Source organism: Streptococcus tangpeifui, assembly GCF_044503215.1.
Taxonomy (GTDB): Bacteria; Bacillota; Bacilli; order Lactobacillales; family Streptococcaceae; genus Streptococcus; species Streptococcus tangpeifui.
Genome location: NZ_CP172427.1, coordinates 198964 through 225534, shown reverse-complemented (window position 1 = coordinate 225534; position 26571 = coordinate 198964). Strand labels below are relative to the sequence as shown.

Sequence of the window (26571 nt, the reverse complement as noted above, 5' to 3'; positions counted from 1 at the left end):
AAGTATTCAGGTGAAAGATTGACTGTTATACGATAGAAATTAAATGTTATACAATTAAAGTTCGGATTTTAACTTGTTAGTTTCTGTTTTCTGTGTATAATAAGACCTAAAAGCGTTTCTAAGCGAACTTTTTGGCAGCTATCTTTTACAGCATTTAAATGCAAGCACAGCTGCCTTCTTTCTACATTGCCTATATGGCCATCATTAATTAGTAAGGAGTTTCCACATGCCTCAACACTATCTAAGAAAAAGTGCCCTGCTACTCTCACTGGTCACAGCTGGACTAGTTGCCAACCGAGTCACAGCCGATGAACAGCTTCCTCAATCCCAGTCCCAAACTCAAAACCAAGTAGCAAGCGCCAGTGGCGTTAGCAGTCAACAAGTTGCAACCAGTCAAGACCAAAGTCAGAGCTATGCTAATGCCCAAGCCCCTGCTGGCCAAGTATCAAATAGCCAAGAGCAGCCGATCAATCAAAACCCAACTCCGCAAACTGCCGATCAAGAAAAGGCTGATGATACTAAACCAATTGAAGGTGAAAAAGTAGATGTCCAAATCCTTTCAACTACCGATCTCCACACCAATCTGGTTAACTACGATTACTATCAAGACAAGAATGCCCAAAATATCGGTCTAGCCAAGACCGCCCTTCTCATTGATCAGGCTGAAAAGGAAAATCCTAACTCTGTCTTGGTTGATAACGGTGATACCATTCAAGGCACCCCACTGAGAACTTACGAAGCACTCATCAATCCTGTTAAGCAAGGTCAACAGCATCCTATGTACAAGGCTTTTACGACCTTGCATTATGATGCCGCTTCTTTGGGAAACCATGAATTCAATTATGGTTTAGACTACCTCAATCGCGTTGTTGATTCAGCAGGTCTACCAATCGTCAATGCCAATGTCATTGATGCGAGAACTGGCAAACACTATTTCAATCCCTACATTATTATTCCCAAAACTTTTACCGATATTAACGGCCGGCAAGTCACCATCAATGTTGGTATCACAGGTATCGTTCCACCTCAAATTATGAATTGGGATAAGGCTAATTTAGAGGGCAAGGTCAAAACCATCGATGCCGTTCAAGCTGTCGAGGCTGTCGCTCCCGAGATGCGAGCTAAGGGAGCTGACATTGTTTTGGTCATGTCCCATTCAGGTATTGGTAACGACCACTATGATATTGGTGAAGAAAATGTTGGCTATCAAATTGCCAGTGCTAAGGGAATCGATGCAGTTGTCACCGGTCATGCCCATGCTGAATTTCCATCGGGGAATGGTACAGGAGTCTACGAAAAAATTCCTGGTGTCGATGGTTTTAACGGCAAAATCAACGGTATCCCTGTTACCATGGGCGGAAAATATGGCGATCATCTAGGCGTTATCAAGCTCAACCTGCTCTTCCAAGGGGGCAAATGGAAGGTTGAGCAGAGTCACGCTGAAATTCGCAAGATTGACAGCAATTCTGACCAGGCTGATGAAAGAATTTTAAACCTAGCCAAACCTGATCACGAAGCCACTATCGATTATGTCCGTGAACAAGTAGGAACAACAACAGCTCCAATCAATAGCTATTTTGCCCTAGTAGCAGACGACCCTTCCGTTCAAATCGTCAATAATGCTCAACGCTGGTATCTGAAGGAGCAACTGGCAGGAACACCAGAAGCCAGCCTACCCCTTCTCTCAGCAGCTGCTCCTTTTAAAGCCGGCGCTCGCAATGATGCTTCTTCCTATACTGATATTCCTGCCGGTCCAATCGCTATTAAAAATGTTGCAGACCTTTATCTCTACGACAATGTTACAGCCGTTCTCAAAGTTACTGGTAAAGATCTGCGGGAATGGCTGGAAATGTCAGCTGGCCAGTTTAACCAGATCGACCCTAGCAAGACAGGACCTCAACAACTGATTAATACCGACTATCGTACTTATAATTTTGATGTCATCGATGGCATCAACTACACATTCGATGTCACGCAGCCTAATAAATATGACATTGATGGCAACCTCGTCAATCCAGACGCTCATCGTGTCCGGGACTTAACCTACATGGGACAGCCTGTTGCTGATAACCAAGAATTTATGGTGGCAACCAACAACTATCGGGCAAGCGGGAACTTCCCAGGTGTGAGAAATGCTAGCGAAAACCGACTGCTCAACTTAGAAAACCGCCAGATTCTCATCAATTACATTACGGCTGAAAAAATTATCAACCCCACTGCCGACAACAATTGGCGTTTTGCCGATACCATCAAGGGACTGGATGTTCACTTCCGCACAGCCGAGCGGGCGAAAAATCTCCTTAATCAGAAGACAACCATTCAGTTTGTTGCAGCCGATCCTAGTCAGAATGGCTTTGGCGACTTTAAGTACATCTATACCGAAGCCACTGATCCAAGCCGTCCAACAACTCCAGCAGATCCACAAGCCAAGGAACAAGAGCAGACCGCTAAACCAGCCTTGTCGCTCCAAAAACGTCAAGCTATCTTACAAATGGTAACCAGCAACTACCAAAACCTGCAAAGTCAGACAGCAGCCCCAACAGGCTCCAAGACCAGCAAGCAGGCTGAATTACCAAAAACAAATGGGCAATCTAGCTGGAGCCTGAGCCTAGTCGGTCTCCTTATCAGCATATTTGCGGCTAATCTTTTGCCTAAATCTAAACGCCACTGATAGAACAATTCCCCAGTTAATTTAAAAGCTCCCACTAGTACATTTTACTAGTAGGAGCTTTTTTCTGATGGTCAGCAATCATCATTTATCACTCATTAAAGTTTTCTTAGCTTCTTCAATCTGCCAGCGTACCTGATCAAAGCCTGTTCCACCCAGTGAATTACGGCGCTCAACGACAGTCCTCGATTGCAGGGCAGTATAGATGTCTCCCTCAATCAGATCAGAGATCTCTTGATAGCGCTCCAAGGGTACGTCTTGAAGGTAGTGACCATTCTTGGTGCATTCTAAAACCAGCTTACCAACAATTTCGTGAGCCTGACGGAAAGGAAGACCCCTGACAGCTAGATAGTCTGCTAGTTCTGTTGCATTGGAGAAATCTTTTTCGGTCGATTCCGCCATGTGGCGGTCGTTGACCGTCATACTGGACAACATTCCCGCCAAGATATCAATAGCCACCGTGATGGTTTCCGCTGTATCAAACATACCTTCCTTATCCTCTTGCAGGTCCTTATTGTAGGCGAGAGGCAGGGATTTCATAACCGTCAGCAGGCCAGTCAAATTGCCATAAACTCGGCCTGTTTTCCCACGAATGAGTTCAGCCATGTCAGGATTTTTCTTCTGCGGCATGATAGAAGAGCCTGTGGAAAAGGTATCAGATAAGGTGACGAACTGGTACTCGTTAGAACACCAATTAATGATCTCTTCACAAATGCGGCTCATGTGCACCATGAGGATACTGGCATTGGCCAAAAATTCCAAAATAAAGTCTCGATCAGACACCGCATCCAGAGAATTGCTATAGGGAGCATCAAAGCCCATCAAATCGCTGGTCAGTTGGCGATCAATAGGGAAGGTTGTCCCAGCCAGAGCTGCAGCTCCCAAGGGCGAAAGATTGGTGTGCTTTTGGTTAAAGGTAAACCGCTCACTATCTCTGGTAAACATGCTGTAGTAGGCCATGAGGTGATGACCAAAGGAAATCGGCTGGGCATGCTGCAGATGGGTGTAGCCCGGCATAATAGTATCAACATGCTTATCAGCCAAATCAACCAAGGTTTGTCGCAAATGATGCAGTTTATCCAGCACTTCAACTAATTTAGCCTTGAGATAGAGGTGCATATCGGTCGCCACTTGGTCATTACGTGAACGAGCCGTATGGAGCTTTCCAGCTACTGGTCCAATTTTCTGAGTCAAAAGTGACTCCAGATTCATGTGGATATCTTCATTAGCGATATCAAATTCTAGCTGACCAGCATAGAAGTCCTGCAAGAGTTCCTCAAGACCTGTTTTGATTTGGCTAGCTTCTTCAGGACTGATGATGCCTGTTTGCCCCAGCATGGTCACATGAGCAATGGAACCCTTTAAGTCAAATTCTGCCATCTTTTGGTCAAAAGAAATAGAAGCACCGAATTCCTCGACCCATTTTTCTAGACCTGCTTCAAAACGGCCACCCCAGAGTTTATGATTTTCTGCCATAGTATTACCAGATTCGCTTAGCTAGCGAACATTCCCTTTCTTTAATGTTACAACATCCATTATAAAAACAAAGACGTCTATCCAGTGAGTTTAACCAGTCTCCTTACACCCCTTATACTCAAAGAAAATCTTCAGGCAAGGTGAATCCTTAGTTAAATTCGCTATTGCTAGATTTAACACGAGGTTGAGACAGACAACCATGATGGCTTAACCCTCACCCACAACGTATTGTAATCCCTGAAAATGACGTATAAAAATCACACTTCTTTTGTATTACTCTAGATTTACCAGATTGACGCAGGGACTGACTGATCTTCCTCTTGGCTGCAGGCCAAAACGGAAAGTCTCGCTATCTGTGTGGGAGAGAGAAAAACGAAACGATTTCTTTAATAACATACTTCTTTTCCACTTTTTAAAGCTCTTACTAACGCGCCTATCGCAACAAGGTACAGGTGATTCAAAAGTACGCAAGCTGAAGAAAGTACAAAGGATAGTTTAAAAAACCTATCAAAATAGAGTCTGACGCTGAGTCATTATTAACTTAAAACCTAAAGGAAAATTGATCTATTTTCACAAAAACGTAAATGTGTTCAGTTCTCAATGCCCCATCGCTTTGATTTTAAAAAGGTATTACCATCATATCAAAAAAACTAGCCTATGTCATAGCTAGTTTTGATGGCCTCACAGGACTTGTCCCTAAAAGAAGAAAAATTCTTTCTTTCGGGCCCGGCAGTCGCCTCACAGAACGGCTTCATCGGGCATTAAATTAAAGAAAAGAGGTCCAGATGGGGCTCTCTGACCCCTTTTATCTGAAGATTTTCCTTTATCTTGGGCTCTGCCACCCATCTCTCACATTAACATTATTTGTTATTAACTTGTGAGTTGACTTGAGTTGGCAACCCCCAAAGTTTAATGAATCCTACAGCCGCATCTTGGTCAAAACTGTCTGCTGTGGTGTAGGTTGCCAAGTTTTCATCGTAAAGAGAATTTGGTGACTTCCGTGCTACAACTTTAGCTGAACCCTTGTAGAGTTTAACCTTGGCTGTACCATTAACAACCTTTTGAGTTTCTTTGATGTAAGCCAAGATACTCTCCGTTGCTGGACTGAACCAAAGGGCATTATAAATCAAATTAGATAATTCATTTTCAAGAATGGGTTTAAAGTGAGAGACTTCCCGAACCAGCGTCAAATCTTCAATTTCTTTATGGGCGGTCAAAAGTGTAATAGCACCAGGGCATTCGTAGATTTCCCGAGACTTGATTCCAACCAATCTGTTTTCTACATGGTCAATCCGACCGACACCATGCTTCCCAGCCAAATCATTTAATTTTTGAATTAAATCTGCTAATTTCATTTCTTGACCATCGATAGCCACGGGTTTACCAGCTTTAAATTCAATATCAACAAATTCAGGCGTATCAGGAGCCTCTTCAACAGAATTGGTGATGCCAAAGGCTTCTTCAGGAGCTTGATTCCATGGATTTTCAAGAACACCACATTCGTTGGCACGTCCCCACAGGTTTTGGTCAACTGAATAGGGATTGTCAAGATCGGCAGGAACTGGCACGCCATTCTTCTTAGCGTATTCAATTTCTTCCTCCCTAGACCACTTCCACTCCCGAACTGGAGCAATAACCTTCAATTCTGGATCAAGAGCTGCAATAGCCACTTCAAACCGAACTTGGTCATTCCCCTTACCAGTACAACCGTGAGCAATGGTGGTTGCTCCTGTTTTGTGAGCAATCTCAACCAATTTTTTAGAGATTACTGGACGGCTGAGTGCTGATACCAAAGGATACTTTTGTTCATAGTAAGCATGAGCCTGCAAAGCTGGCAAAACATATTCCTCAGCAAATTCATCTTTAACATCAAGGACGTAAGACTCAACAGCTCCAACACTCAGTGCCTTATCATGGATGAATTCCAAATCTTTACCTTCACCGACATCCATGCAGACAGCAACAACATCGTAATCTTTTTTCAACCAGGTAATTGCAACGGAGGTATCAAGACCTCCTGAGTAAGCTAGAATGACTTTTTCTTTTGACATAATTATTTCTCTTTTCTTCTTTTTTAGGCTGTTTCTTGTATATCTCAACCTTACGAAAGTCATTATATGGTATTTTTATTCATGTGTCAAGTGATTTTTGTATTTTTTCCCGATTTTTTATAATTTTTTTGTTTTTTATTCATATTTTAGTTGAATATACAGAAAATTATTCATTTGGTGACTAGTCCCTGGTAAATTCAAACATAGCTTCAAAACGACTATCAGTCTCCCCTATCACTACACAGCATCATCAAGCTACGTCAGGTGCTTGTTATCAGGCCCCTGCACTTGATAGCACTAATCACTATAGTAATTGACCGTCGCCTCACCCACTAATTGAGCCAGTGAGGCTGACTAAACACTATATCTCAAAGCTCTTAGACCATGCAAAAAGAAAATTAGGGAGACTGCTGCTGGTGACCAAGTATTTAGAAGATTTTATATTTTTAGCAGCCGTAGTGTAAGCAATCAAAACACCAACAGCAAGGTCTGTTATTTTACAGCATAACAGTATAGTAGACTAACAATTCGACTATACGAAGATAGGATTGAAATGCTCCAGTAGACTTTGGTAGTCTGGGGATAGACTGCCAAAGCCTGCCATCTAAAAATAGAAAAGCAACAGAGCCTTGAGCCTTAAAATGGGAGAGCGAAGAAAACCGAAATCACCATTCACAACGATTTACCGCTTTTTATCTCACTTTTGACCTGTGCAGGAATCAGACGTCTTGGCCTAACTAACAAAATTATCCTCCCAATCATAGCAACTATTTTCTCTAAAACAGCTAAATCGAATCCAGATATGTTTTAGGTGCCACCTATAGCTCACACGATTTTGCGACTGTGGAGTCAGCATTCCTGATGGCCTGTTCCAACCTAAATCATTCCATTTCCGCTATGCTGCTAGAAATTAAAGAATATTAAACATAAAAAAAGAACCCGCCGTCGCGGGTCCCTTTCCATTTCACAGTATATTGGGAGAGAGATGAGAAATGGGTTTCGAATAAATAAGAAGTTCGGGATAAGTTTGCGTCTGTCTTCTATCAGCATAAATATTGGGAGAGAGAAACTGATAGAAAACTTCATCCCTACGCTGATTAGTATATCTCAAATCAAAGATTTTTAAACCAAAATATCTTGAATTGTCGTTTTTTTATCTTGAAATGTCAAAATTTCTCTTGAAATGCACTTTTTTATCCCAAACGGTTCTTTCTCATCATAGAATGAGAGCCTAACTTAATGGATTAAAATTAAATTTTTTCTATGTAAATGACCAATTAACCATCTAGTTTTTCAATCTTCTCCAGCAAAATAAAAAAGAGTCTGGAACAAAAGTCCAAACTCGTTAGCATTATTCTAAATTTACCAAATTGACGCAGTGGTTAGGAGTAAGACTTGTTGGCTGTGCCGGCTTAGTCTTACCCCTGCACAGTTCATTAGGTGCTTTAGCACCAATGAACCACTGCTGATTGGCAGTCCTTATCTCGGGGCGTATTCCTATTTTCAGGCGCCCCCTTAAACAGTTTCCTGTCTTGCCTCCCACTCCCGCATAAGAGCCTTCATTTTCAAGCGGGAAACTGGACAAGCATCTCCGTTCTCAAAGAAAACGAGAAGTTCAGCCTTATCTACTCGGCTAATATTATCCAAATTGATCAGGAAGGACCGATGGCAAGAAAAGAGCCCTGAATTGACCTCAGCAATCTCTGAAAGACTGCCATAAAATTCTAAACGTTCATTTTTTGTAATTAACATGACTTTATGGGGCGTTGGCGAAGTCGCAAAATAATAGATATCCTTGAAAGGAAGCTGTACACGCGCCTGAGCCGATTCAAAGGTAAAAACCTCATCCACTTCTTCCGAGCGATGCATATTATTAGCCGTATAGGCAATAACTTCACGCAGGTCGGTCTTAAACTGCTCATCCGGAGCTGTTTTATCAATAAAATCTAAGGCAGAAACTTTATACTTAAAACTAATCGGAGCGAATTCTGAATGAGTAGTCACAAAAACAATAACAGCCGCAGGATCAATCCGACGGATATCCGCCGCTGCCTCTAGACCTTTCTTTTCTTCCCCCTTAATTTCAATATCCAAAAGGAAAAGCTGGTGATTCCCCTTTTCAACAATAGCATCCAACAGATTTTGTGACTTGGAAAAAACTTCAAACTGACGAGCTGAAATTCCTTCTTCCCGCAATATCTCCGTTACCAAGGTTTTAATCCGCGTTTGCTGGATTAAATTATCTTCCAAAATAAATATATTCATAAACTCCCACCATTTCTAACAACTCTTTGACTAATTATATTATTTCACACTTAAAATAACAAAAATTATCTTCATTTTAAAATAAAAACCCTCCGAATACTCGGGGGGATCACATTCAGTGAACAGCATGTTCTTATGGTTGGCTCAGTTATTAGAAGCAGCTCCAGAGCCTTGAGAATATCTCTCCCCCATTCTCAAGGCAGATCTTCTCCTCATGGCCAACTTTAACAGCAAGCAAACTTATCACTAATTCCTATCCAGTATATCACAACCTCCCTGTAACAGAAAGTAAAAGGATTGTAAATTTTTCAACAGTTAAATCTCTAAATCTAAGGCTCTTTGAAGCTCTTCTTATAGAACACTTAGATGCGAAAAAATTTTATGATATCAACTGTATATTAAAAATGAAACTTAATGTGAGAACGAAATCCTGCTTCATCTTTCTCAGACCAAATTCCAGTGTTCAAGCACCTAAAACCTAGCCTGAGACTTTAGCAATTAACAACTAATTGATAACAGTCAACAAATAAAAAGACCAGCCTAAGCCAGTCCTGTTATTATTCTTAACTCAAATTCTGCAACATTTGATCAATATGCTGGATCGATTTTTCCTTACCCAAGAGGTAAATGGTATCTGGCAATTCTGGACCGTGCATTTCACCAGAAACAGCAATCCGAATTGGCATGAAGAGATTTTTACCCTTGATGCCAGTTTCCTTTTGGACAGCCTTGATTTGCGGGAAGATATTTTCTGCTTGGAAATCCTCATCAGACATGGCTTCCAGCTTAGCCTTGAAGGCTGTAAGGACAGTTGGAACGCTTTCACCCGCCATAAAATCCTTTTCTTCCTGAGTTAATTCTGGAAAGTCTTCAAAGAAGAGGTCAGTTAAAGGGATAATTTCATCAGCTGACTTCATTTGTGGTTGATAGAGCTCAACCAACTTTTCAGCCTTATCGGTCAGGCGTCCCGCTTCTTCCAAGAAGGGTTTACAGAGAGCAAAGACAGTCTCAAAATCAGCCTTCTTAATATAGTCATTGCTGACCCAGTCCATTTTCTTTTGGTCAAAGGCTGCTGGTGACTTGCTGAGACGACTTTCATCAAATAGTTTAATCAATTCCTCACGAGAGAAAATTTCATCTTCACCGCCAGGATTCCAACCCAAAAGGGCAATAAAGTTGAAAACAGCTTCCGGCAGATAGCCCTTTTTGCGATAGTCTTCAATAAATTGGAGGGTATTGGTATCACGCTTGGACAGTTTCTTACCTGTTTCAGAATTGATAATCAGGGTCATGTGACCAAATTGTGGCGGCTCCCAACCGAGAGCTTCATAGACCATGAGCTGTTTAGGAGTATTGGCGATATGGTCATCACCGCGAATAACATGGGAAATCCGCATATCGTGGTCATCAATGACTACAGCAAAGTTATAGGTTGGATAACCATCACGCTTTTGGATTACCCAGTCACCACCAATATTGCTGCCTTCAAACTCAATATCACCCTTGACGATATCCGTCCATTTGTAAATACCAGCTTCATTAACAGCCAAGCGGACTGTCGGTAGGATACCAGCAGCCTGGCGCTCAGCGATATAAGCAGCTTTTTCTTCTTCGCTCATGCCCAGATATTCATTGACGTAACGAGGCGTTTCACCAGCGGCCTCTTGGCGTTCCCGCTCAGCTGCTAGTTCTTCTTCTGTTACATAAGACTTATAAGCCTTACCTTCTTCCAAAAGTTGGTCAATATAGCTTTGGTAGAGCTCCAAACGCTCTGATTGACGGTAACGTTCATGGGTTTCAGGACTTTCGTCCCAGTCCATCCCCAACCAGCGCAGGTTTTCCAGCTGTGAGCGTTCCCCATCTTCAACGTGACGCTTACGGTCGGTATCTTCAATCCGAATGACAAAAGTACCGCCATAGTGACGAGCATAAAGATAATTAAAGAGCGCTGTCCGCGCATTCCCAATATGTAGCAATCCCGTTGGACTTGGTGCGTAACGCACGCGAATTTCATTAGACATAGTCTTTATCGTCTCCTATTTTAAAAAGATTCAATCCTTATCATTATAGCACTAAATACAGAAAAAAGGGAAGGGGCTGATTTTCATCAGTCTCTTCCCTTAATGCTTAAAAATTATCTCTAACTAAAGATATCTAAACTATCAAAAGCCACACTACCAGTCCATTTCAAGATCTTACTTCCTTCAGACCGTTGACTAGGCAAACTGATAGAATTAAATGGGCTCGAGACCTTGCAAACAACCGACCAATCTCTAAGAATATAGTGAGCCATGTTGACAAAAGCAACCTCAACCTCAAACTGAGCAATATCACCTAAAATCACTGCTTCATCAAAGTAAATCACCTTCTTACAAAGTAATCAAGACTAAGACTAAAACAGCCTTGACAATTGAAATTGGCATAGGGATCAAATCAGCTTAACTCCCGATTTTTTAGAGGCTTCAAATGTAACCATCTAAAACAGATCCATGATTCCTGAACCTTTGTTATTAGTAGATGGTGTCACTAAATGGCCACCGATAACTTGGGCAAAAGTTTCAATATTGAGACTTTGTACATAGATTTCACCACTGCCGCGGAAGGTATTAACAATGCCTTCACCTGTACCGATAGATTGCAGAAAGCCATTTTCCAAATGAATTTGGTAATCCAACTCTCTGGACCAAGCAACCACATGAGCATTATCAATAGTAATCTCCTGCTGGTTAAGTTCGATTTTCTGTATAGAACCAAAGCTATTAGCCAAGAGTGTCCCTTGACCCTGGGTTGTCATAACGAAGAGACCACCTTGGCCACCGAAAAAGGCCCGTCCAACTGACTGTCGCTCCATGGTATATTGAGCAGAACCATCCAGAGCTAGAAAGGCGCCATCGTTAAGGCGGTACTGTTTGACTCCTAATTCCAGAGCGATAATCTGACCAGGCATGGAAGGCGCAATAGCCAGACGACCATCATCTGCATTAGAAACGGCCTGAGTAATAAAAGCCGATTCTCCAGAAGTTATGGAACGACCGACGGCTTTAAAGAGTTTACCTAGACCATCTCCCTTAGCATTGAGCTTGGTGTTAAGTGTGATTGATGGGGTATGGTAAACCATGCTACCACGCTGGATATAGGCTGACTCCCCTGCTTCAAGGAAAATTTCTACCAGCGGAAACTGCATATTACTATCAATCCGATAGCTCATGTGATTATCCGACATAGGACCACCTCACTTTTCTATAACTTTCTATGCCTAGTATAACCGCCCCCTTCTTATGTTGTCAATACGCTAGAAAAAAATCAGCCCCGAGACCGAGACTGAAAACGAAATTATTGAACCGGCGAAATCCGTCCTGTATCAACATCATAGATGGCTCCAAAAATAGTAATATCATCCGGAATCAAAGGAGAATCCTTGAGAAGAGCAACATCTTGGCGGACACTCTCTTCCACATCTGTGAAAGGAAGAAAATTCTTATCTTGCAGATTAACCTGAAAACGCTCCTCCAAATCAGCTACAAAATCGGCATTTTTAAAGGTTTGAGCTCCGCAGTCAGTATGATGAAGCACAACAACTTCCTGAGTTCCCAACTGCTGCTGGGAAATGACTAAAGAGCGAATCATATCCTCGGTTACACGGCCACCGGCATTTCTCAGAATATGGGCATCTCCAAGATCTAACCCTAGAGCTGGAGCGACATGGAGCCGGGCATCCATACAGGTAATAATGGCCACCTTGGTCTTTGGTTTAATGGGTAGATGAGCTGTTCCATGTCGATCGATATAGGCTTGGTTAGCCTTGATAAAATTTTCAAAATAAGACATAATACCTCCTTTAGCCGATCCAGAAAAGGATTCGGACATCAAACGTTTGACCATTATAACACGGTTAAAGGAGAAATACTAATCTTCATTCTCAAAAATAGAGACTGCCAGATAAAAATGTTTCTAGTCAAGGAATTATCAACTATCACGGAAGAGGCTTCCCAATCACATAAGTCAGTTCAGCAGCTTGGTCAGCCGTAAAAATTCGATAGGAAATAACTCCAGAACCCAAGGCATTCGATTCAGAAATAAGAATGGAACCATCCTTTTTCACCTGCTCAACAATAGCCACATGACCGTAGTCTGGATCCGCTCCTGCCTGACCCGGTGCAAAAGAAACAGCATAGCCCACCTTAGGCTGGTGACTAAGGTTATACCCTGATTTAAATTGCCAGTCCCCACCATTGCCCATGTAGGGATCAAAGCTGTAACCCAATTCCCGAGCCCGATTGTAGACATACCAGGTGCACTGACCCCAAGGATAGGAGAGAGCCTGGTAAGCTTGAGGAGTCATAGGACGAGAAAGTTGGTAGCCTGTTGGTAAGGTCGCCTGACTGATACCGGACAGATGCTTTAACTTTTCCGGAATTTCTAGAGTTCCGCCATGCTGATCAATCCAAGTATCAAGCTCCTGCATCGTTTGTGCCCGTCGCTTACCACTACCTGAGGTATCAGTAAAATAGACACCACCATCACTGATGACATCCAGCTGACCTAAGGCATTCTTTGCTGCTTTATCATCCTGTATTTTAAAAGTCCAGTTCTTATTTTGAATAATAGTCTGACCTACCATCTTAGAAATAGCTTGGCTATCGTTAAAATGACTCGCTTGATTAGGATTATTATCGAAAGCCCCATAGCCAAACATATTGGAACCTGGAAGCGTTGCTACTCCAGCAGTCCCTAAAGAACTTTCGTGAAGAGCTATAGCAACAATTGCCCGTACATCAAGGCCAGTCTCCTTCTCCCATTTGAGGAGTAGTTTCCCGTTGATCCGCCGATTATCATAGGCCAGTCCCAAAGAATTCAAGTAACCGTCTAATTGTTCCGCCTTGACACCATAACGATGGGAGAGAAGGTTGTGACTATAAGCATCCTGACCTGACCAATGTTCTACATAGGTGGTATAGGTCAAAGGGCCGGTAGACTCACCAGCTTCATTTTCCTTATCATTAAAGTAGACAGCCGCTGACTTCCCTGCCCAGTAGCCATCGAAAAATGGGCGGACAAGCACATTGGCTTGACCCAGTGGCAGTTGAGGGGACTGGCAGTAGGAAACTGACTGTTTTTCTGATTCTTCTGTTTTTGTTATTTTCTTTTCTGCCACTGGTTTCGATTCGGACTTCTGAGTCTTATCAGAGTCGGAACCAGCATCCTTACCAGAACTCTGCTGATCTGATGGTGAGTCATCAGCAGACTGGATCTCCTGCTCAGATTGGTTACCCCGACGAATTTCTGGAGTACTTTCCAATCGTTCATCAGAATCTTTTTGAAGGGAAGAACCAGACTGACTTGAAGCATAAGCCGCTCCCTCTTCTTCAGGAGCCACGGGCTTATCTTCTTTATCGCCTGATTTTAAAGGCTTGGCACTATTATCCTCATCAGAAGTCTCCTCACCTGTCGCCTTTGTTTCTGTTTTACTCTCGTCCAACGATTCTTTTTGTGAAGTGCTGGAACTGGTTTCCACGCTTTCACCGTCTCCAAGATCTCCTTGTTCCTCCCTAGGACTACGAGCTGAGTTACTGACAGCCTCTGCCAGCGTTACTCCTGAGGCTAGGTAAGAGCTCGACAGAAGAAACAAGAGAGTCAGTGATAACAATTTCTCCTTTTTCATGACATGCAACTCCTTTCACGAATAATTTCACCTATTTATTCGTAAAAGAGCAAAAAGAGAGTGGGACAGAAATCAATAATTCGAAGAAGTTGATTTCGTTGTCCCACCTCCGCACAGTTGGTTAGGGAGTGACATGAACTAACGTTCATAAAATTGGATATCCTCCAACAGTTCCCCAAACTGTTGGAGCTATCACTTGTAGAGTAGTTAAACAGTCCAGTGGACTGTTTAAGGGGGCGCCTGAAAATAGGAATGCGTCCCAAGATAAGGATAGCCAACCAGCAGTGGTTCATTGGTGCTAAAGCACCTAATGAACTGTGCAGGGGTAAGACTAAGCTGGCACAGCCAACAAGTCTTACTCCCAACCACTGCGCCTAGTCAGTGAATTGACTAAATAAATAAGGCTGAGAACTTTTGTCTCAGCCTCTTCCCATTTTTACTTTTGTTCACCATCTCTTTCGATAGCCTTTTTCAGAGCATTCCAGGAGAGGGTAGCACACTTGATCCGTTGGGGAAACTTAGCGACTCCCGCCATCAGTTCAGCTTCACCCAATTCTTTTTGCTGGTCATCTTTTTGTCCTTGAACCATTTCGGAGAAAATTTTTGCCAGGTGCAGGGCCTCCTCCTTGGTCTTGCCGATGACAGCATCGGTCATCATGCTGGATGAAGCTGTTGAAATGGTGCAACCATCCCCAGCAAAAGCAATATCCTCGATGACATCACCATCGAATTTGACAGATAAATTGATGACATCGCCGCAGGTAGGATTATTGAGCTGAAGCTGTTCAACCCCTTCTAAAAAGCCATGATGGTGAGGGCTTTGAGAATGCTCTGCAATCACCATCTTATAGAGATTATTCAAACTAGAGAGTGCCATTGAAAAACTCCTTTGCTGCTAAGATCGCTTGGATCAATTTATCGCAATCTTCCTTACTATTATAGAGATAAAAGCTTGCCCGAGCAGCTGAATGAATCCCCAGATGGTTAATCAAAGGTTGGGCACAATGGTGACCTGCCCGAACAGCTACGCCTTCGTAATCCAGAGCAGTAGCTAAATCATGAGGATGGACACCATCCAGATTAAAGGCAATAACGCCAGTGTGCTGATTAGGATCCTCAGGCCCATAAATTGTTAAACCCTTAATAGCCTGCAATTTGGGCAGAACATAGGCCACCAGCTCCTGCTCGTGGGCATGGATTGCCCCCATACCAATCTTATCCAGATAATCCAGAGCCGCTCCCAAAGCAATAGCTCCTGCAATGTTAGGTGTTCCCGCCTCAAATTTCCAAGGGAGCTCCTTCCAGTTGGCTTCCTGCTCGTAGACGAAATCAATCATTTCCCCGCCGAATTCGACAGGCGACATGAGGTTGAGCACTTCTTCTTTGCCGTATAGAACTCCGATCCCCGTTGGTCCCAGCATCTTGTGACCTGAGAAGGCAAAGAAATCACAATCCAAGTCCTGTACATCGATGGGCATGTGGGGGGCAGACTGAGCACCATCAACAACCATGTAAGCTCCTGCCTGATGGGCTAGACTAGCAATCTCCTTGACAGGATTGAGACAGCCTAGAACATTAGACGCCTGTGCCATACTGACAAACTTGGTGCGGTCATTGAGCTTGTCCTTGAGATCTACCATATCCAACTGGCCATCTTTGAGATAGACATAGACCAGCTCTGCTCCAGTCGCCCGACAGGCTTCCTGCCATGGAATGACATTGGAATGATGCTCCATAATAGAAATCAAGACCTGATCACCCGGCTGCAGAACTTCTTTGGCAAAATTAGCCACCCAATTGAGGCCAGTAGTTGTTCCCCTGGTAAAAAGAACTTCCTTAGTTGATTTTGCTCTAATAAAAGCACGGACTTTCTCCCGACTGTTCTCGTAAGCGGCTGTTGCCCGCTCTGCTAGAGTGTGAACTCCTCGATGAACATTGGCATTATCTGTCTCATAATAAGCACGCAAAACCTCAAGGACTGCTTGAGGTTTTTGGGTTGTTGCGGCATTATCCAAATAGACCAAGGATTCGTCATTGACTACCTGATCTAAAATTTTAAAATCTTTTTTAAGCGTTTCTGTATCTAACAAGGATAACCTCCTCGAATCATCTTAACGTTGGTCTAACTTGTGATCAAGAACGGCAATCATTTCATCACGCACATCCTTGCTTGGGATTTCTGTAATCACAGCTCCCAAGAAACCAAGAATCACAAGACGTTCCGCTTCTTCGTATTTCAGACCACGACTCATCAAATAATACATATCATCAGGGTCTACTTGGCCGATGGAGGCGGCGTGACCAGCAGTGACATCATTTTCATCAATTAAGAGAATCGGGTTGGCATCAGACCGTGCTTTGTCCGAGAGCATGAGGACTCGACTTTCCTGTTGCGCGTCCGCTCCCTTAGCCCCCTTGACAATATGACCGATACCATTGAAGGTTAAGGTACCCTTTTCCAAGATAACCCCATGTTGCAAGATGTGCCCAACAGAGTTACGGCCGTAGTTGGTCACACGGGTATCAATCCCTTGAACTTGACGACCGCTGGAGGCGGCTACCACCTTGAGATCAGCATGGCTGCCGTCACCAATCAAATCACTATCAAAATCACCGATGACATTGCCTTCATTCATCACGCCCAGAGCCCAATCAATGCTGGCATCGCGCTCCAAGCGCCCCCGCCGGCTCATATAAGTGGTCAAGTTTTGCCCCAAACGGTCAATAGCTGAAAACTTGACCTGACTGCCAGCCCCAGCGATAACTTCCACACTGATATTAGCCGTTGCTTTAGAACTAGCTTGACCGATAGATTCAAAGCGTTCCAAATAACTAAATTTACTATTGCGGCCAGCAATCACAAGAATGTGCTTATTAAACGGCACATCTGAATCACTGTCTTGGTAAAAGATACCTTCTAGAGGTTGGGCGATTTCAATATTGTCAGGAACATAGAGGACGGCACTGCTATTGAAATAGGCATAATGATAAGCCGCCAACTTATCTTCATCATAGGCCAGAGCCTTAGCAAAATTAGTCTCTAAAACTTCTGGAATAGTCTCCAGAGCACTGGCAAAGTCAGTAAAAATAACACCCTGTTCAATGAGTTCAGGACTTAGCTGCTCCAGAATCGTTTGAGTGCCGACTTGAACCAACTTAGGATTCTGGCTTAAAGCAGTAAAATCAGGCACATTAGCTGTCGCTTCATTTTCAGCCAGACTACCATCTCCGAAATTCCAGCGGTTAAAGCGAACCTTTTCAATCTTGGGTAGCTTCAGCTGGTCAATTTGCGCAAAAGCAGCCAAACGTCTGTCTTGTAACCAGGCCGGCTCTGCCTTGAGCTGGGAAAAATTTATAATTGCTTCTTTTGTCATAATGATGCTTACTCCATTTCTAATCAAACTGTTTGAGTAAAAGTTCGTTTTCTAGGTTTGTTAAAAACAAGGAGGCCTCCCTAAGCTAATCTACCTACAGAAAGCAGAGCAACCCTTCAAACCTCTTTTTCATCATTAGACTTCTTCGTGGTACTCTAAGCCCAAATCGTCAGCTAATTGAGCATAGCCTTCTTTTTCCAAGCGGGCAGCTAGATCGGCTCCGCCAGTCATCACTACACGACCGTCCATCATAACATGAACCACATCAGGTGTGATATAGTTAAGCAGACGTTGATAGTGAGTAATAATCATTGCTCCGAAGCCTTCACCACGCATAGCATTAACGCCTTTGGATACAACCTTAAGGGCATCAATATCAAGCCCAGAATCAATTTCGTCCAAAAGAGCAAATTTAGGTTCCAGCATGAGGAGCTGGAGAATTTCATTGCGTTTCTTTTCACCGCCTGAGAAGCCTTCATTGAGATAGCGTTCCGCCATTTCCTCCTTCATACCCAAAAGCTCCATTTTCTCATCCAGCTTCGTAATAAATTCACGGATAGAGATTTTCTCTTCGTCTTCCTTACCAGCATTCATGGCTGCCCGAATAAATTCAGCATTGGTAATTCCGGGAATTTCTGCTGGATACTGCATCGCTAAGAAAAGACCCAAACGCGCCCGCTCATCGGTTGCCAATTCAAGAATATCCTGACCATCAAAAAGAATTTGGCCTTGGGTCACCTCATAATTAGGATTGCCCATGATGGCTGCAGATAGGGTTGATTTCCCAGTCCCGTTGGGACCCATGATAGCTGCAATTTCCCCTGTTTTCAGGGTCAAATTCAACCCTTTCAATATTTCTTTGTCTTCGATAGACACATGCAAATCTTTAATTTCAAGTACAGACAAAACATTCCTCCTCTATATATTTTATAAAAGAATAGAAATCAGTGGACAACGCCTTAATTTCCTCACTCTTTAACACCTAAGCTCAGGTTGATATCCTCCACTAGACCACTAGAGCGTTTCAATCCTATCTCTGCATAATTGATGAGATGAGACAAGCTTGGCTCGCTATATCTATATTCTATATCCTTTAGTCATATTTTTCAGACTTATAAGCTATCGTACTTACGCATCGAGTAGACAGTTTAAAGGTGTGTTTGAAAAATAGGAATCCCCCAAGATAAGAACTTCCGATCAACCACTACATCAAGCAATAACTACCATCTATATCAAAGAAGCTAGCTCTTTTTACACTTATTTCAAAGATGATAGCGCTTTGTGGTGAGGGAGTAACACCCTGACTGTTTATCCTACTCTCTTCCGATCAAGTTTGAACACTCGGCTCTGAAAAGATAAGGAGATAATTTGCTCAACCATTCTCCAGCCTCAAAACGAAAGCAGGATCAGTTCGCTCAACCACCAGCCAGTTTGCCTTCACTCCCCAAACACCCTACATTATAACAAAAAAAGCCAAGCTTGGCTTTGTCTTTGATTGTAATCAGCTAACTTACTTCCACCTTTTTTTCCACTTATCCAGAACTACTTGACGATAGGAACTATTCCCAATAAACTTGAGACAGTCAAAAAGCGGAGTCCGTCCTACGCCCCAAATTTGTAGGCCCTCAATCAGAACTTCTGCTGTAAAGAGAAGACCTATAATCAAGAGCACTCCCCCCAGCCGACTGGATACATTCAAAAGCAGGGAAGTCAGCGAGAATACCATTGCGATGCCATAAACCACCAAAACCGCACCACGGTGGGTGAACCCCATCGCTAAGAGTCGATGGTGGAGGTGCATCTTATCGGCCTCAGTCGCAGGTCGTCCCGATAATTTCCGCCGAATAATAGCCACAAAAGTGTCTAAAATCGGCACTCCTAAGATAATGACCGGAGTAATAACTGCAACAGCCGTCGAATTTTTCAACCCCTGCAAGGAGAGCACCCCAATCATAAAGCCGATAAAGAGAGCACCCGTATCCCCCAGATAAATAATAGCGGGATTGTAATTATAGGGGAAAAAGCCTGCAATAGCAGCAATCAGTAGAAAAATAGTCAGGGTTGTATAGAGATTGCTATCAAATAGAAAAAAATAAGAAATCAAACCCATGGTAGTCAGACTGATAACAGACACTCCACAAACCAAACCATCTAGCCCATCTATCAGATTGATCGCATTGGTAATCGCCACGATCCAAAGGACCGTCAAGAAAAAACTCAGGACAGGACCAAAATAAAGCATAGGCCCACCAAAAGGAATTTTAAAACTATCGAAACGATAGTCCGTAAAAGCCCAGACGACAACCGCACCAGCAATAATTCCTAACATTTTTGCTCTCGGCCTGAGCTCTAAAACATCGTCAACAAAGCCTGTCATCGAGACGATCAACCCTCCCATAGCTACTGGCAGAATATAGTCAAAGTAGGACATGAAATAGTGATTCTTTTCAGTGATAATGGGCATTAAAATCAAGGTCCCTACTAAAAAGGCAATCAAAATCCCCAAGCCTCCACTTGAAGGCATGGGAACCTGATTAATCCGTCTAGCATTAGGATTATCAACCGCTCCGATCCGAAAGGCCAAAAACCGAATCAGAGGTGTTAAAACCAAGGGAATCAAAAAGACTCCGATCAGAACCAGAATGTATTGTAAACGAAATTGACTAATCATTCTTTATACCAATTCTATCGTTTTCAATTTATCTACTGCTGTATGATCCAAAAGTTTAACAGCATGCTCCAAGAGATAGGCTCGGGTGTGCTGAGCAGGTTCACCATATTCTAAAAGATGAGCTTGCAGCTGCTTAGCGCGAATAGGTTCTTCATCTTCAATGCTAAAGAGAACTGTCAAATGATAGCCTTCTTCTGATTTAAAGAGTTCTGAAGCCTCAGTTGGCACAGCCAAGGCCTTGGCTGCTACAATAACGGCTTCCAAATTAGGAAAGTCTGCAACATAATGCGCATAACTGGTAACAGGAATTAAATCCTCCTCTTTAAGCCTGAAAGCCCTAGCATCGCTCTCACCGTCTTCTGAACCAGTTGTTACTGCTTGAACTTCTTCTGGCAAATCACCGATAGCATCATCTAGCATGGCTTCCAAATTTTTCAATTTTTCATGAGCTTCAGTATCACCCTGGGCCATCATATTCTTTTCCAGATTTTTGAAAAAATCCTCTGGATTCATGTCTGACATATCCCCCATATCTTCGGCTAACTGTTCAAAATCCAGACTTTCATTAAGCTCAGACTTTGTTACAAAAACATCGACCCGATCTTTACGGGGAGTTACCCGGAAGCTTAACATACCAGTTGATTTAAAACTATCTGGGATATCCAATTCATCTAAAATAGTATAGAAAAATTCTTCTGTTTTTTCTTGAGGCATCAGGAAATCTTTTAGTTCCATGCCGTATGAATCAAGATCTTCAAGACTAACAGAAATCTTGAGTGTCGACTCATTAATTTGTTTCATTTCCATAGTAATTACCTCGCACGAGTAGTTATTATATTATACAAGAAAAGGGGCAAAAGTTCAACGAAACAAGAACAGCAGAGACCTAAGCCCAAGGCCTTTGACTGATCATCCCCAATCAGCTTCAACGCTAAATAAAAAAAGACCGAAAGTTCCCTTTCAGTCGTCTAGCCATTATACCATCAAAACCTTGACAGCTGCATAGATAAGTAAGATAAATCCCAAAACGATGCGATACCAACCAAAAACGGTAAAATCATGTTTTTTAACGAAGTTCGTCAAGAACTTGATAACAGCCATGCTGACCGCAAAGGCTACCACCGAGGCAACCAAAAGCACCAACCATTGCGCAACATTCAAATGATTACCGTCCAGCAAGAACTTAACGAACTTGAGACCACTGTAGCCAAACATGGTCGGAATTCCTAAGAAGAAAGTGAAATCCGCTGCCACACTCCGACTGGTCCCAACTAAAATGGCTCCCAGAATAGTAGCTCCTGATCGACTGGTCCCCGGGATAATACTAAGTACTTGGAAGAGACCGATATAAAGGGCCGTCTTGTAATGCATCCGTGCCAAGTCGGTCACCTGTGGCTCCACATTGCGATTGCGGCGTTCAATCCAAATAAAGGCAATACCATAGACGATGAGCATAGTCGCCACACTGGTGAAATTACTAAAGTGAGCATCCATCCAATCATCCAAAAGCAGACCAAAAATAGCTGAGGGAATACAAGCGATAACCACCTTCATCCAGAGTTGCCAAGTCAGGCGAATCTCCTTAGGAGTCTTCCCTCTTTGAAAAGGATTGAGACGCTCAAAGTAGATGACCATAACTGCTAGAATAGCTCCTAGCTGAATAACAATGTTGAAAAGCTCATTAAAGGCGTGACCTTGATTAAGCTTGACAAATTCCTGCACCAGAATTAGGTGGCCTGTGCTAGAAATGGGAAGCCATTCGGTAATCCCCTCAATAATCCCTAGAAAAATGGCTTTAATCAGTTCGATGACTAACATAATATCTCCTGTTTTCGAAAATCAATTAATTTCATTATAGCAAAAAGCAAAGACTTTTAAAAATAGGACTTCCCTAATAAAACCGATTATTCTATTAAAAAGCCGACCAATTTTACTTGATCAGCTAATATAGAGATAGATAGCAGACAGGCTCTAGAAAGATCCAAAACCTCCGCCTCCGCCGCCTCCGGAAAAACCACCGCCACCAGAAAAGCCTCCACCACTTGAAACGTGGAAATTTTGAGCAGCTACAGCCTGATGACCAAAGTCAGCAAAGTTTTGAGAAGATAGATATAGATAAGGGAAAAGATTGTAGGTTAAATATTGATTAACAATTGGAGGAAGAGGAATATCTTGCATTCTCAGAACCTCTTCAACCTGCTTAGCATAGCCAAAAAGTGTTGCATAAACCAAAATACGATTCCAAACGACAATAGACTCTAACTGAGCTTTGTCAAAGCGTTTAATATCCTTCAGCATTCGGCGGAAAGCCTGCCAAGCATGGTAATCAGCCTTTACTTCTTCTCGTGGCGTACCATCTCGCTTATCAAACCTGCAAAGCCTGAAGAGGATAATAACCAAAACAATGGATAGCAGAATCATGCCAATGTAACCTAGAATCATAGGCCAATTGAGGCCACTCAAGAAATGGGCTAATCCAGCATAATCGATAGCGACAAACATGAAAATCATAGCTAGATATAAGGCCGCAAAACTTAAACGACGCAGCTTATTTTCACCAGACCTTAAAGGTCGGTAGTAGTCCTCTAAACCTAGTGAGCGTTTAGCCTCTTCAACACTCTGCGTTAATTCGTTTAAATTTTTATCGAAAACAGATGTCATCTTACGACCATAGCGATTAACCTCCTCAACACTATAGCCATTTTTGACACTGACCTTTTTATCCACTCGGTAGTCAGGGAAAAGGTCAGATACTGCTAACTTATCACCTATATTAGGTCCCATAGTCATCTCTAGGAAGGTCAGTTCAAATGATGACAGATTATCCGAATGAACATGGTGAATCAAGGGACCGCCTTCAGAAGGTTCTAGTTTCAAATTCCCACGATCAATCAAATCCAGCAGGCTGGCTTGGATCATATTTTCAAATCGTAAGTTTCCTCTTCCTGCGGTAATAGGGTTCACCTCAGACCAATCCGTACTATAAACAACCGAGGCAACTAGCTGAGGCGACCAATCATTAGGAGCTGAGTAGAGCCACTTGGGCACTCCAGCAGCACCTTTTTGATGTTGCAGGGAAAATTTATAATAGATGAATAAAAGTACTCCTACTGCTAGCATAATAAGCCCAATGATAGGAATAATCACATAGAATAATTTTTGATAAAATTTCGTTTTTCTATTAATGTCTTCCTCTTGTTTTTTAAAGTGAGGAAGACCCTTTCCTGATACATATCTAGCTACCGAAAATGCTTGAGAACTCCAATAGCCGTGCAATTCTAATGCCTTCCCAGCACCAACATAATCAGTCGATAATTGGTAATCATTACCTGCTTTTGAAATTTTAACTTTTGGTTGTAAAAATCCTAGATGGGCGAAAAGTTGTGATTCTTTGGTTTCAGGTGCACTTACCTTAAACCTCACATGATGGGCTGCTTTATCACCATCTGAAATTGGTTTCCAATTTAATTCAGCAATATCCCGATGAATGGATAGGATATTTTTTAACTGCCAAGTCACTTTTACCTTGACAGTATCCCCTGCACTTCCACCATCATAAATTTTAAGACGGTAACCATCCTCAAGTCTTTCTATGTCCATCTTTGGTGTAAAAGCCTTACCATTATTTATAGTAACTTCTGGTCTTGCATGCTCCCCATCAATGGAAAAGCCTTGCGGCATATTTCCAGCTTCACCTAAACTGACATACTGTCCATGATACTCCGATTTGTAATGGAAGGTAATCGTTTGAGTAAAGGTTGCTGTATTATCTTTTTGAATTTCTAATAGACCGTCATAGCGACTGATATTATAGTCAACCTCATCAGCAACTGACCTTCTAGAAAAAAACAATAGTAAAGCCAGTAAGCTCAAGCAACATAAAATAATTTTCTTTTTCATTACCCACTTCCCCTTTTCTAGTATATTTCTATTCTATCATAGTTTATCAGCAACTAAAAATCCTTCATCAGACAAAATCTCTGTAACCGCCCATTGAAATACTCCCTCATTTCCTGTAAAATAGGATAGTATGTGTTGTTGTACCCTGATGATTCAATCAGGAAAAAATACTAGGAGTACCACATGGATCACTTTAAAAAAATTAGTCTAACCATCGTTCTAGCCCTGACCATTATCTTTGGAGGTATGTCAGTTGCCAAGGCTGATGAGTATTTACGTGTCGGAATGGAAGCCGCCTACGCTCCCTTCAACTGGACGCAAAATAACGACTCTAACGGCGCCGTACCGATTGAAGGCAGTAAGCAATACGCCAATGGTTACGATGTCCAAATTGGTAAAAAAATTGCCAAGGGCATGGGGAAAAAACTCTTGGTTGTCAAAACCAAATGGGATGGCCTTCTGCCTGCCCTAACTTCCAAGAAAATTGATCTTATCATCGCAGGGATGAGCCCGACTGAAGAGCGTAAGAAAGAGATTAATTTCTCCAACAGCTACTACACCAGCGAACCCGTCTTAGTCGTTAAATCAGATAGTAAATACGCTAGCGCAAGCAGTCTGTCAGACTTCAAGGGAGCTAAAATCACAGCTCAACAAGGAGTTTACCTTTACGATCTGATTGACCAAATTTCAGGAGTTAAGAAGCAAACCGCCATGGGGGACTTCTCACAAATGCGACAAGCCCTCTCATCAGGTGTCATTGATGCTTACGTCTCTGAACGACCAGAGGCTAAGACCGCTATGGCTTCCAGCAAGGACTTCAAAATGATTACCCTCAAACAGGGCTTCAAAACTAATCCTTCTGACACAGCTCTCTCCGTCGGCTTACGTAAAGACGATACAGCCACCCAAGAAAAAGTCAATCAAATCCTAGCTACCATTCCTGAAAAGGATCGGCTTAAGCTTATGGATAAAATGATTACTGAGCAGCCATCTAACAGTAAGAATAATAGCAGCTTCCTCAGCCAAGCTTGGATCATCCTCAAGAACAACTGGTCCCAATTTCTGCGAGGAACCGGTCTGACCCTGCTCATCTCTATCGTCGGTACCCTGGTCGGTTTGGTCATTGGTCTCTTAATTGGCGTTTACCGGACAGCACCAATAGCTGGCAACAAAGCTCTGGCCTGCCTTCAAAAAGGCTTTGGCTGGCTCCTTAATGTCTATATTGAAATCTTCCGTGGGACTCCGATGATTGTTCAAGCCATGGTTATCTACTATGGGACTGCTCAAGCCTTCGGGGTCAATCTGGATCGGACCTGGGCCGCTATTTTTATCGTTTCCATCAACACTGGTGCCTATATGAGTGAAATCGTTCGCGGTGGTATCTACGCCGTTGACAAGGGACAATTTGAAGCAGCGACAGCCCTCGGTTTCACCCACAACCAAACCATGCGAAAGGTTGTCCTGCCACAGGTTGTTAGAAATATCCTGCCAGCCACTGGTAATGAATTTGTTATCAATATCAAGGATACCTCAGTCCTTAATGTTATCTCAGTTGTTGAACTTTACTTCTCTGGTAATACTGTGGCTACCCAGACCTACAAGTATTTCCAAACCTTCCTCATCATCGCTGTCATCTACTTCATCCTGACCTTCACAGTAACCCGTATCCTGCGTTACTTAGAACGCCGTCTGGATCAAGATAATTACACCCAAGGAGGTGCCAGCTAATGGCTGATCCAATTTTAGAAATCACACAGTTGAAAAAATCTTACGGACAAAACGAAGTCCTCAAAGGCATCTCCCTCAGTGTCAATAAGGGGGAAGTTATCTCCATCATTGGTAGCTCAGGTTCAGGGAAATCAACCTTCCTGCGGTCTATCAATCTCTTGGAAGAGCCAACTGGAGGTCAAATCCTCTACCACGGTCAAAATGTTTTGGAAAAGGGTTATGATCTGGCCACTTACCGAGAAAAACTGGGTATGGTTTTCCAATCCTTCAATCTTTTTGCCAACCTCAATGTCTTGGACAATGCTATTGTGCCTCAAACAACTGTCCTCAAGCGTGACAAGGCCGAAGCCACCAAAATTGCCAAGACTAATTTAGAAAAAGTTGGCATGAGCCAACAATATTGGCAAGCAAAACCAGCCCAGCTCTCAGGTGGGCAAAAGCAACGGGTTGCTATTGCCCGTGCTCTTTCTGTAAATCCAGAAGCTATCCTCTTTGACGAACCAACCTCTGCTCTAGACCCTGAAATGGTTGGTGAGGTACTCAAAACTATGCAAGATCTAGCCAAATCAGGCTTGACCATGCTGATTGTTACCCACGAAATGGAGTTTGCTAAAGAAGTTTCCGACCGGGTCATCTTCATGGACCAAGGCGTTATTGCTGAGCAAGGAACACCTGAGCAAATCTTTGAACACCCACAAGAAGCCCGCACCAAAGAATTCTTGCAACGCTTCCTCAACTAAATCCACAAGAGAGAGTGAGACAAAAATCAGTAAATC

19 protein-coding genes are annotated in these 26571 nt (G+C 42.8%); 3 read left to right on the top strand and 16 right to left on the bottom strand.

Annotated elements, in window-relative coordinates:
• The first annotated feature begins 226 nt into the window (after positions 1–226).
• Positions 227–2671: a bifunctional 2',3'-cyclic-nucleotide 2'-phosphodiesterase/3'-nucleotidase gene (locus ACFSN5_RS01150; protein ID WP_165329284.1), complete on the top strand. Its 2445-nt coding sequence runs from the start codon at positions 227–229 to the stop codon at positions 2669–2671.
• Between the two features lie 81 nt (positions 2672–2752).
• Here the strand turns inward: ACFSN5_RS01150 and argH are convergent, their stop codons facing one another.
• From argH to ACFSN5_RS01070, 16 genes are all read right to left on the bottom strand, one after another.
• On the bottom strand, positions 2753–4144 hold the full coding sequence (gene argH / locus ACFSN5_RS01145; RefSeq protein WP_165329283.1) for an argininosuccinate lyase: 1392 nt from the start codon (positions 4142–4144) through the stop codon (positions 2753–2755).
• An 860-nt stretch (positions 4145–5004) separates the two neighbouring features.
• Positions 5005–6195, bottom strand: coding sequence for an argininosuccinate synthase (locus ACFSN5_RS01140; RefSeq protein ID WP_165329282.1), 1191 nt, complete (start codon positions 6193–6195; stop codon positions 5005–5007).
• 1515 nt (positions 6196–7710) lie between these two features.
• Positions 7711–8460: a response regulator transcription factor gene (locus tag ACFSN5_RS01135; RefSeq protein ID WP_165329281.1), complete on the bottom strand. Its 750-nt coding sequence runs from the start codon at positions 8458–8460 to the stop codon at positions 7711–7713.
• Between the two features lie 563 nt (positions 8461–9023).
• Entirely contained in the window at positions 9024–10481 is a 1458-nt protein-coding gene (gltX, locus tag ACFSN5_RS01130; protein WP_165329280.1) for a glutamate--tRNA ligase, read from the bottom strand.
• Between the two features lie 119 nt (positions 10482–10600).
• Positions 10601–10825, bottom strand: coding sequence for a hypothetical protein (locus ACFSN5_RS01125; protein WP_165329279.1), 225 nt, complete (start codon positions 10823–10825; stop codon positions 10601–10603).
• A 111-nt stretch (positions 10826–10936) separates the two neighbouring features.
• Positions 10937–11683: a TIGR00266 family protein gene (locus ACFSN5_RS01120; protein WP_165329278.1), complete on the bottom strand. Its 747-nt coding sequence runs from the start codon at positions 11681–11683 to the stop codon at positions 10937–10939.
• A gap of 110 nt (positions 11684–11793) precedes the next feature.
• Positions 11794–12288, bottom strand: coding sequence for a beta-class carbonic anhydrase (locus tag ACFSN5_RS01115; RefSeq protein WP_165211859.1), 495 nt, complete (start codon positions 12286–12288; stop codon positions 11794–11796).
• Positions 12289–12433: 145 nt separating this feature from the next.
• Positions 12434–14122, bottom strand: coding sequence for a CHAP domain-containing protein (locus ACFSN5_RS01110; RefSeq protein WP_165329277.1), 1689 nt, complete (start codon positions 14120–14122; stop codon positions 12434–12436).
• A 436-nt stretch (positions 14123–14558) separates the two neighbouring features.
• Entirely contained in the window at positions 14559–14999 is a 441-nt protein-coding gene (gene sufU / locus ACFSN5_RS01105; protein WP_165211853.1) for a Fe-S cluster assembly sulfur transfer protein SufU, read from the bottom strand.
• Positions 14986–16212 (bottom strand): cysteine desulfurase, encoded by a 1227-nt coding sequence (locus ACFSN5_RS01100; RefSeq protein ID WP_165211850.1) that lies wholly within the window; start codon positions 16210–16212, stop codon positions 14986–14988. Before ACFSN5_RS01100 ends, sufU begins: the two co-directional genes overlap by 14 nt.
• Positions 16213–16233: 21 nt before the next feature.
• Positions 16234–17496, bottom strand: coding sequence for a Fe-S cluster assembly protein SufD (sufD, locus tag ACFSN5_RS01095; protein ID WP_165211847.1), 1263 nt, complete (start codon positions 17494–17496; stop codon positions 16234–16236).
• Between the two features lie 135 nt (positions 17497–17631).
• A complete protein-coding gene (gene sufC / locus ACFSN5_RS01090) occupies positions 17632–18402 on the bottom strand; it encodes a Fe-S cluster assembly ATPase SufC (protein ID WP_165211844.1) in 771 nt (256 codons plus the stop codon).
• Positions 18403–19006: 604 nt separating this feature from the next.
• The gene (locus ACFSN5_RS01085; protein ID WP_165211841.1) at positions 19007–20167 is read right to left on the bottom strand and encodes a glycosyltransferase family 4 protein; all 1161 of its coding nucleotides are present in this window, start codon (positions 20165–20167) and stop codon (positions 19007–19009) included.
• A gap of 3 nt (positions 20168–20170) precedes the next feature.
• A complete protein-coding gene (locus ACFSN5_RS01080) occupies positions 20171–20974 on the bottom strand; it encodes an adaptor protein MecA (protein WP_165211838.1) in 804 nt (267 codons plus the stop codon).
• 168 nt (positions 20975–21142) lie between these two features.
• Entirely contained in the window at positions 21143–21985 is an 843-nt protein-coding gene (locus tag ACFSN5_RS01075) for an undecaprenyl-diphosphate phosphatase (RefSeq protein WP_165211835.1), read from the bottom strand.
• A 153-nt stretch (positions 21986–22138) separates the two neighbouring features.
• On the bottom strand, positions 22139–24067 hold the full coding sequence (locus tag ACFSN5_RS01070; protein WP_165329276.1) for a DUF2207 domain-containing protein: 1929 nt from the start codon (positions 24065–24067) through the stop codon (positions 22139–22141).
• Positions 24068–24250: 183 nt separating this feature from the next.
• Between ACFSN5_RS01070 and ACFSN5_RS01065 the strand changes: the two genes are divergently transcribed.
• Positions 24251–25795 carry an ABC transporter permease subunit gene (locus tag ACFSN5_RS01065; RefSeq protein WP_165211829.1) on the top strand — a complete coding sequence of 515 codons (1545 nt, stop codon included), beginning with the start codon at positions 24251–24253 and terminating at the stop codon, positions 25793–25795.
• A complete protein-coding gene (locus ACFSN5_RS01060) occupies positions 25795–26535 on the top strand; it encodes an amino acid ABC transporter ATP-binding protein (RefSeq protein ID WP_004226196.1) in 741 nt (246 codons plus the stop codon). The genes ACFSN5_RS01065 and ACFSN5_RS01060 overlap by 1 nt, the downstream gene beginning before the upstream one ends.
• The last annotated feature ends 36 nt before the right edge of the window (positions 26536–26571 follow it).

Bases quoted from the DNA above. Each gene is read 5' to 3' on its own strand.
- ACFSN5_RS01150 (WP_165329284.1), top strand. From the start codon at position 227: ATGCCTCAACACTATCTAAGAAAAAGTGCCCTGCTACTCTCACTGGTC.
- ACFSN5_RS01140 (WP_165329282.1), bottom strand. From the start codon at position 6,195: ATGTCAAAAGAAAAAGTCATTCTAGCTTACTCAGGAGGTCTTGATACC.
- ACFSN5_RS01060 (WP_004226196.1), top strand. From the start codon at position 25,795: ATGGCTGATCCAATTTTAGAAATCACACAGTTGAAAAAATCTTACGGA.
- argH (WP_165329283.1), bottom strand. From the start codon at position 4,144: ATGGCAGAAAATCATAAACTCTGGGGTGGCCGTTTTGAAGCAGGTCTA.
- ACFSN5_RS01115 (WP_165211859.1), bottom strand. From the start codon at position 12,288: ATGTCTTATTTTGAAAATTTTATCAAGGCTAACCAAGCCTATATCGAT.
- ACFSN5_RS01135 (WP_165329281.1), bottom strand. From the start codon at position 8,460: ATGAATATATTTATTTTGGAAGATAATTTAATCCAGCAAACGCGGATT.
- ACFSN5_RS01085 (WP_165211841.1), bottom strand. From the start codon at position 20,167: ATGATTAGTCAATTTCGTTTACAATACATTCTGGTTCTGATCGGAGTC.
- sufD (WP_165211847.1), bottom strand. From the start codon at position 17,496: ATGACAAAAGAAGCAATTATAAATTTTTCCCAGCTCAAGGCAGAGCCG.
- ACFSN5_RS01110 (WP_165329277.1), bottom strand. From the start codon at position 14,122: ATGAAAAAGGAGAAATTGTTATCACTGACTCTCTTGTTTCTTCTGTCG.
- sufU (WP_165211853.1), bottom strand. From the start codon at position 14,999: ATGGCACTCTCTAGTTTGAATAATCTCTATAAGATGGTGATTGCAGAG.
- ACFSN5_RS01075 (WP_165211835.1), bottom strand. From the start codon at position 21,985: ATGTTAGTCATCGAACTGATTAAAGCCATTTTTCTAGGGATTATTGAG.
- ACFSN5_RS01065 (WP_165211829.1), top strand. From the start codon at position 24,251: ATGGATCACTTTAAAAAAATTAGTCTAACCATCGTTCTAGCCCTGACC.
- gltX (WP_165329280.1), bottom strand. From the start codon at position 10,481: ATGTCTAATGAAATTCGCGTGCGTTACGCACCAAGTCCAACGGGATTG.
- ACFSN5_RS01120 (WP_165329278.1), bottom strand. From the start codon at position 11,683: ATGTCGGATAATCACATGAGCTATCGGATTGATAGTAATATGCAGTTT.
- ACFSN5_RS01070 (WP_165329276.1), bottom strand. From the start codon at position 24,067: ATGAAAAAGAAAATTATTTTATGTTGCTTGAGCTTACTGGCTTTACTA.
- ACFSN5_RS01080 (WP_165211838.1), bottom strand. From the start codon at position 20,974: ATGGAAATGAAACAAATTAATGAGTCGACACTCAAGATTTCTGTTAGT.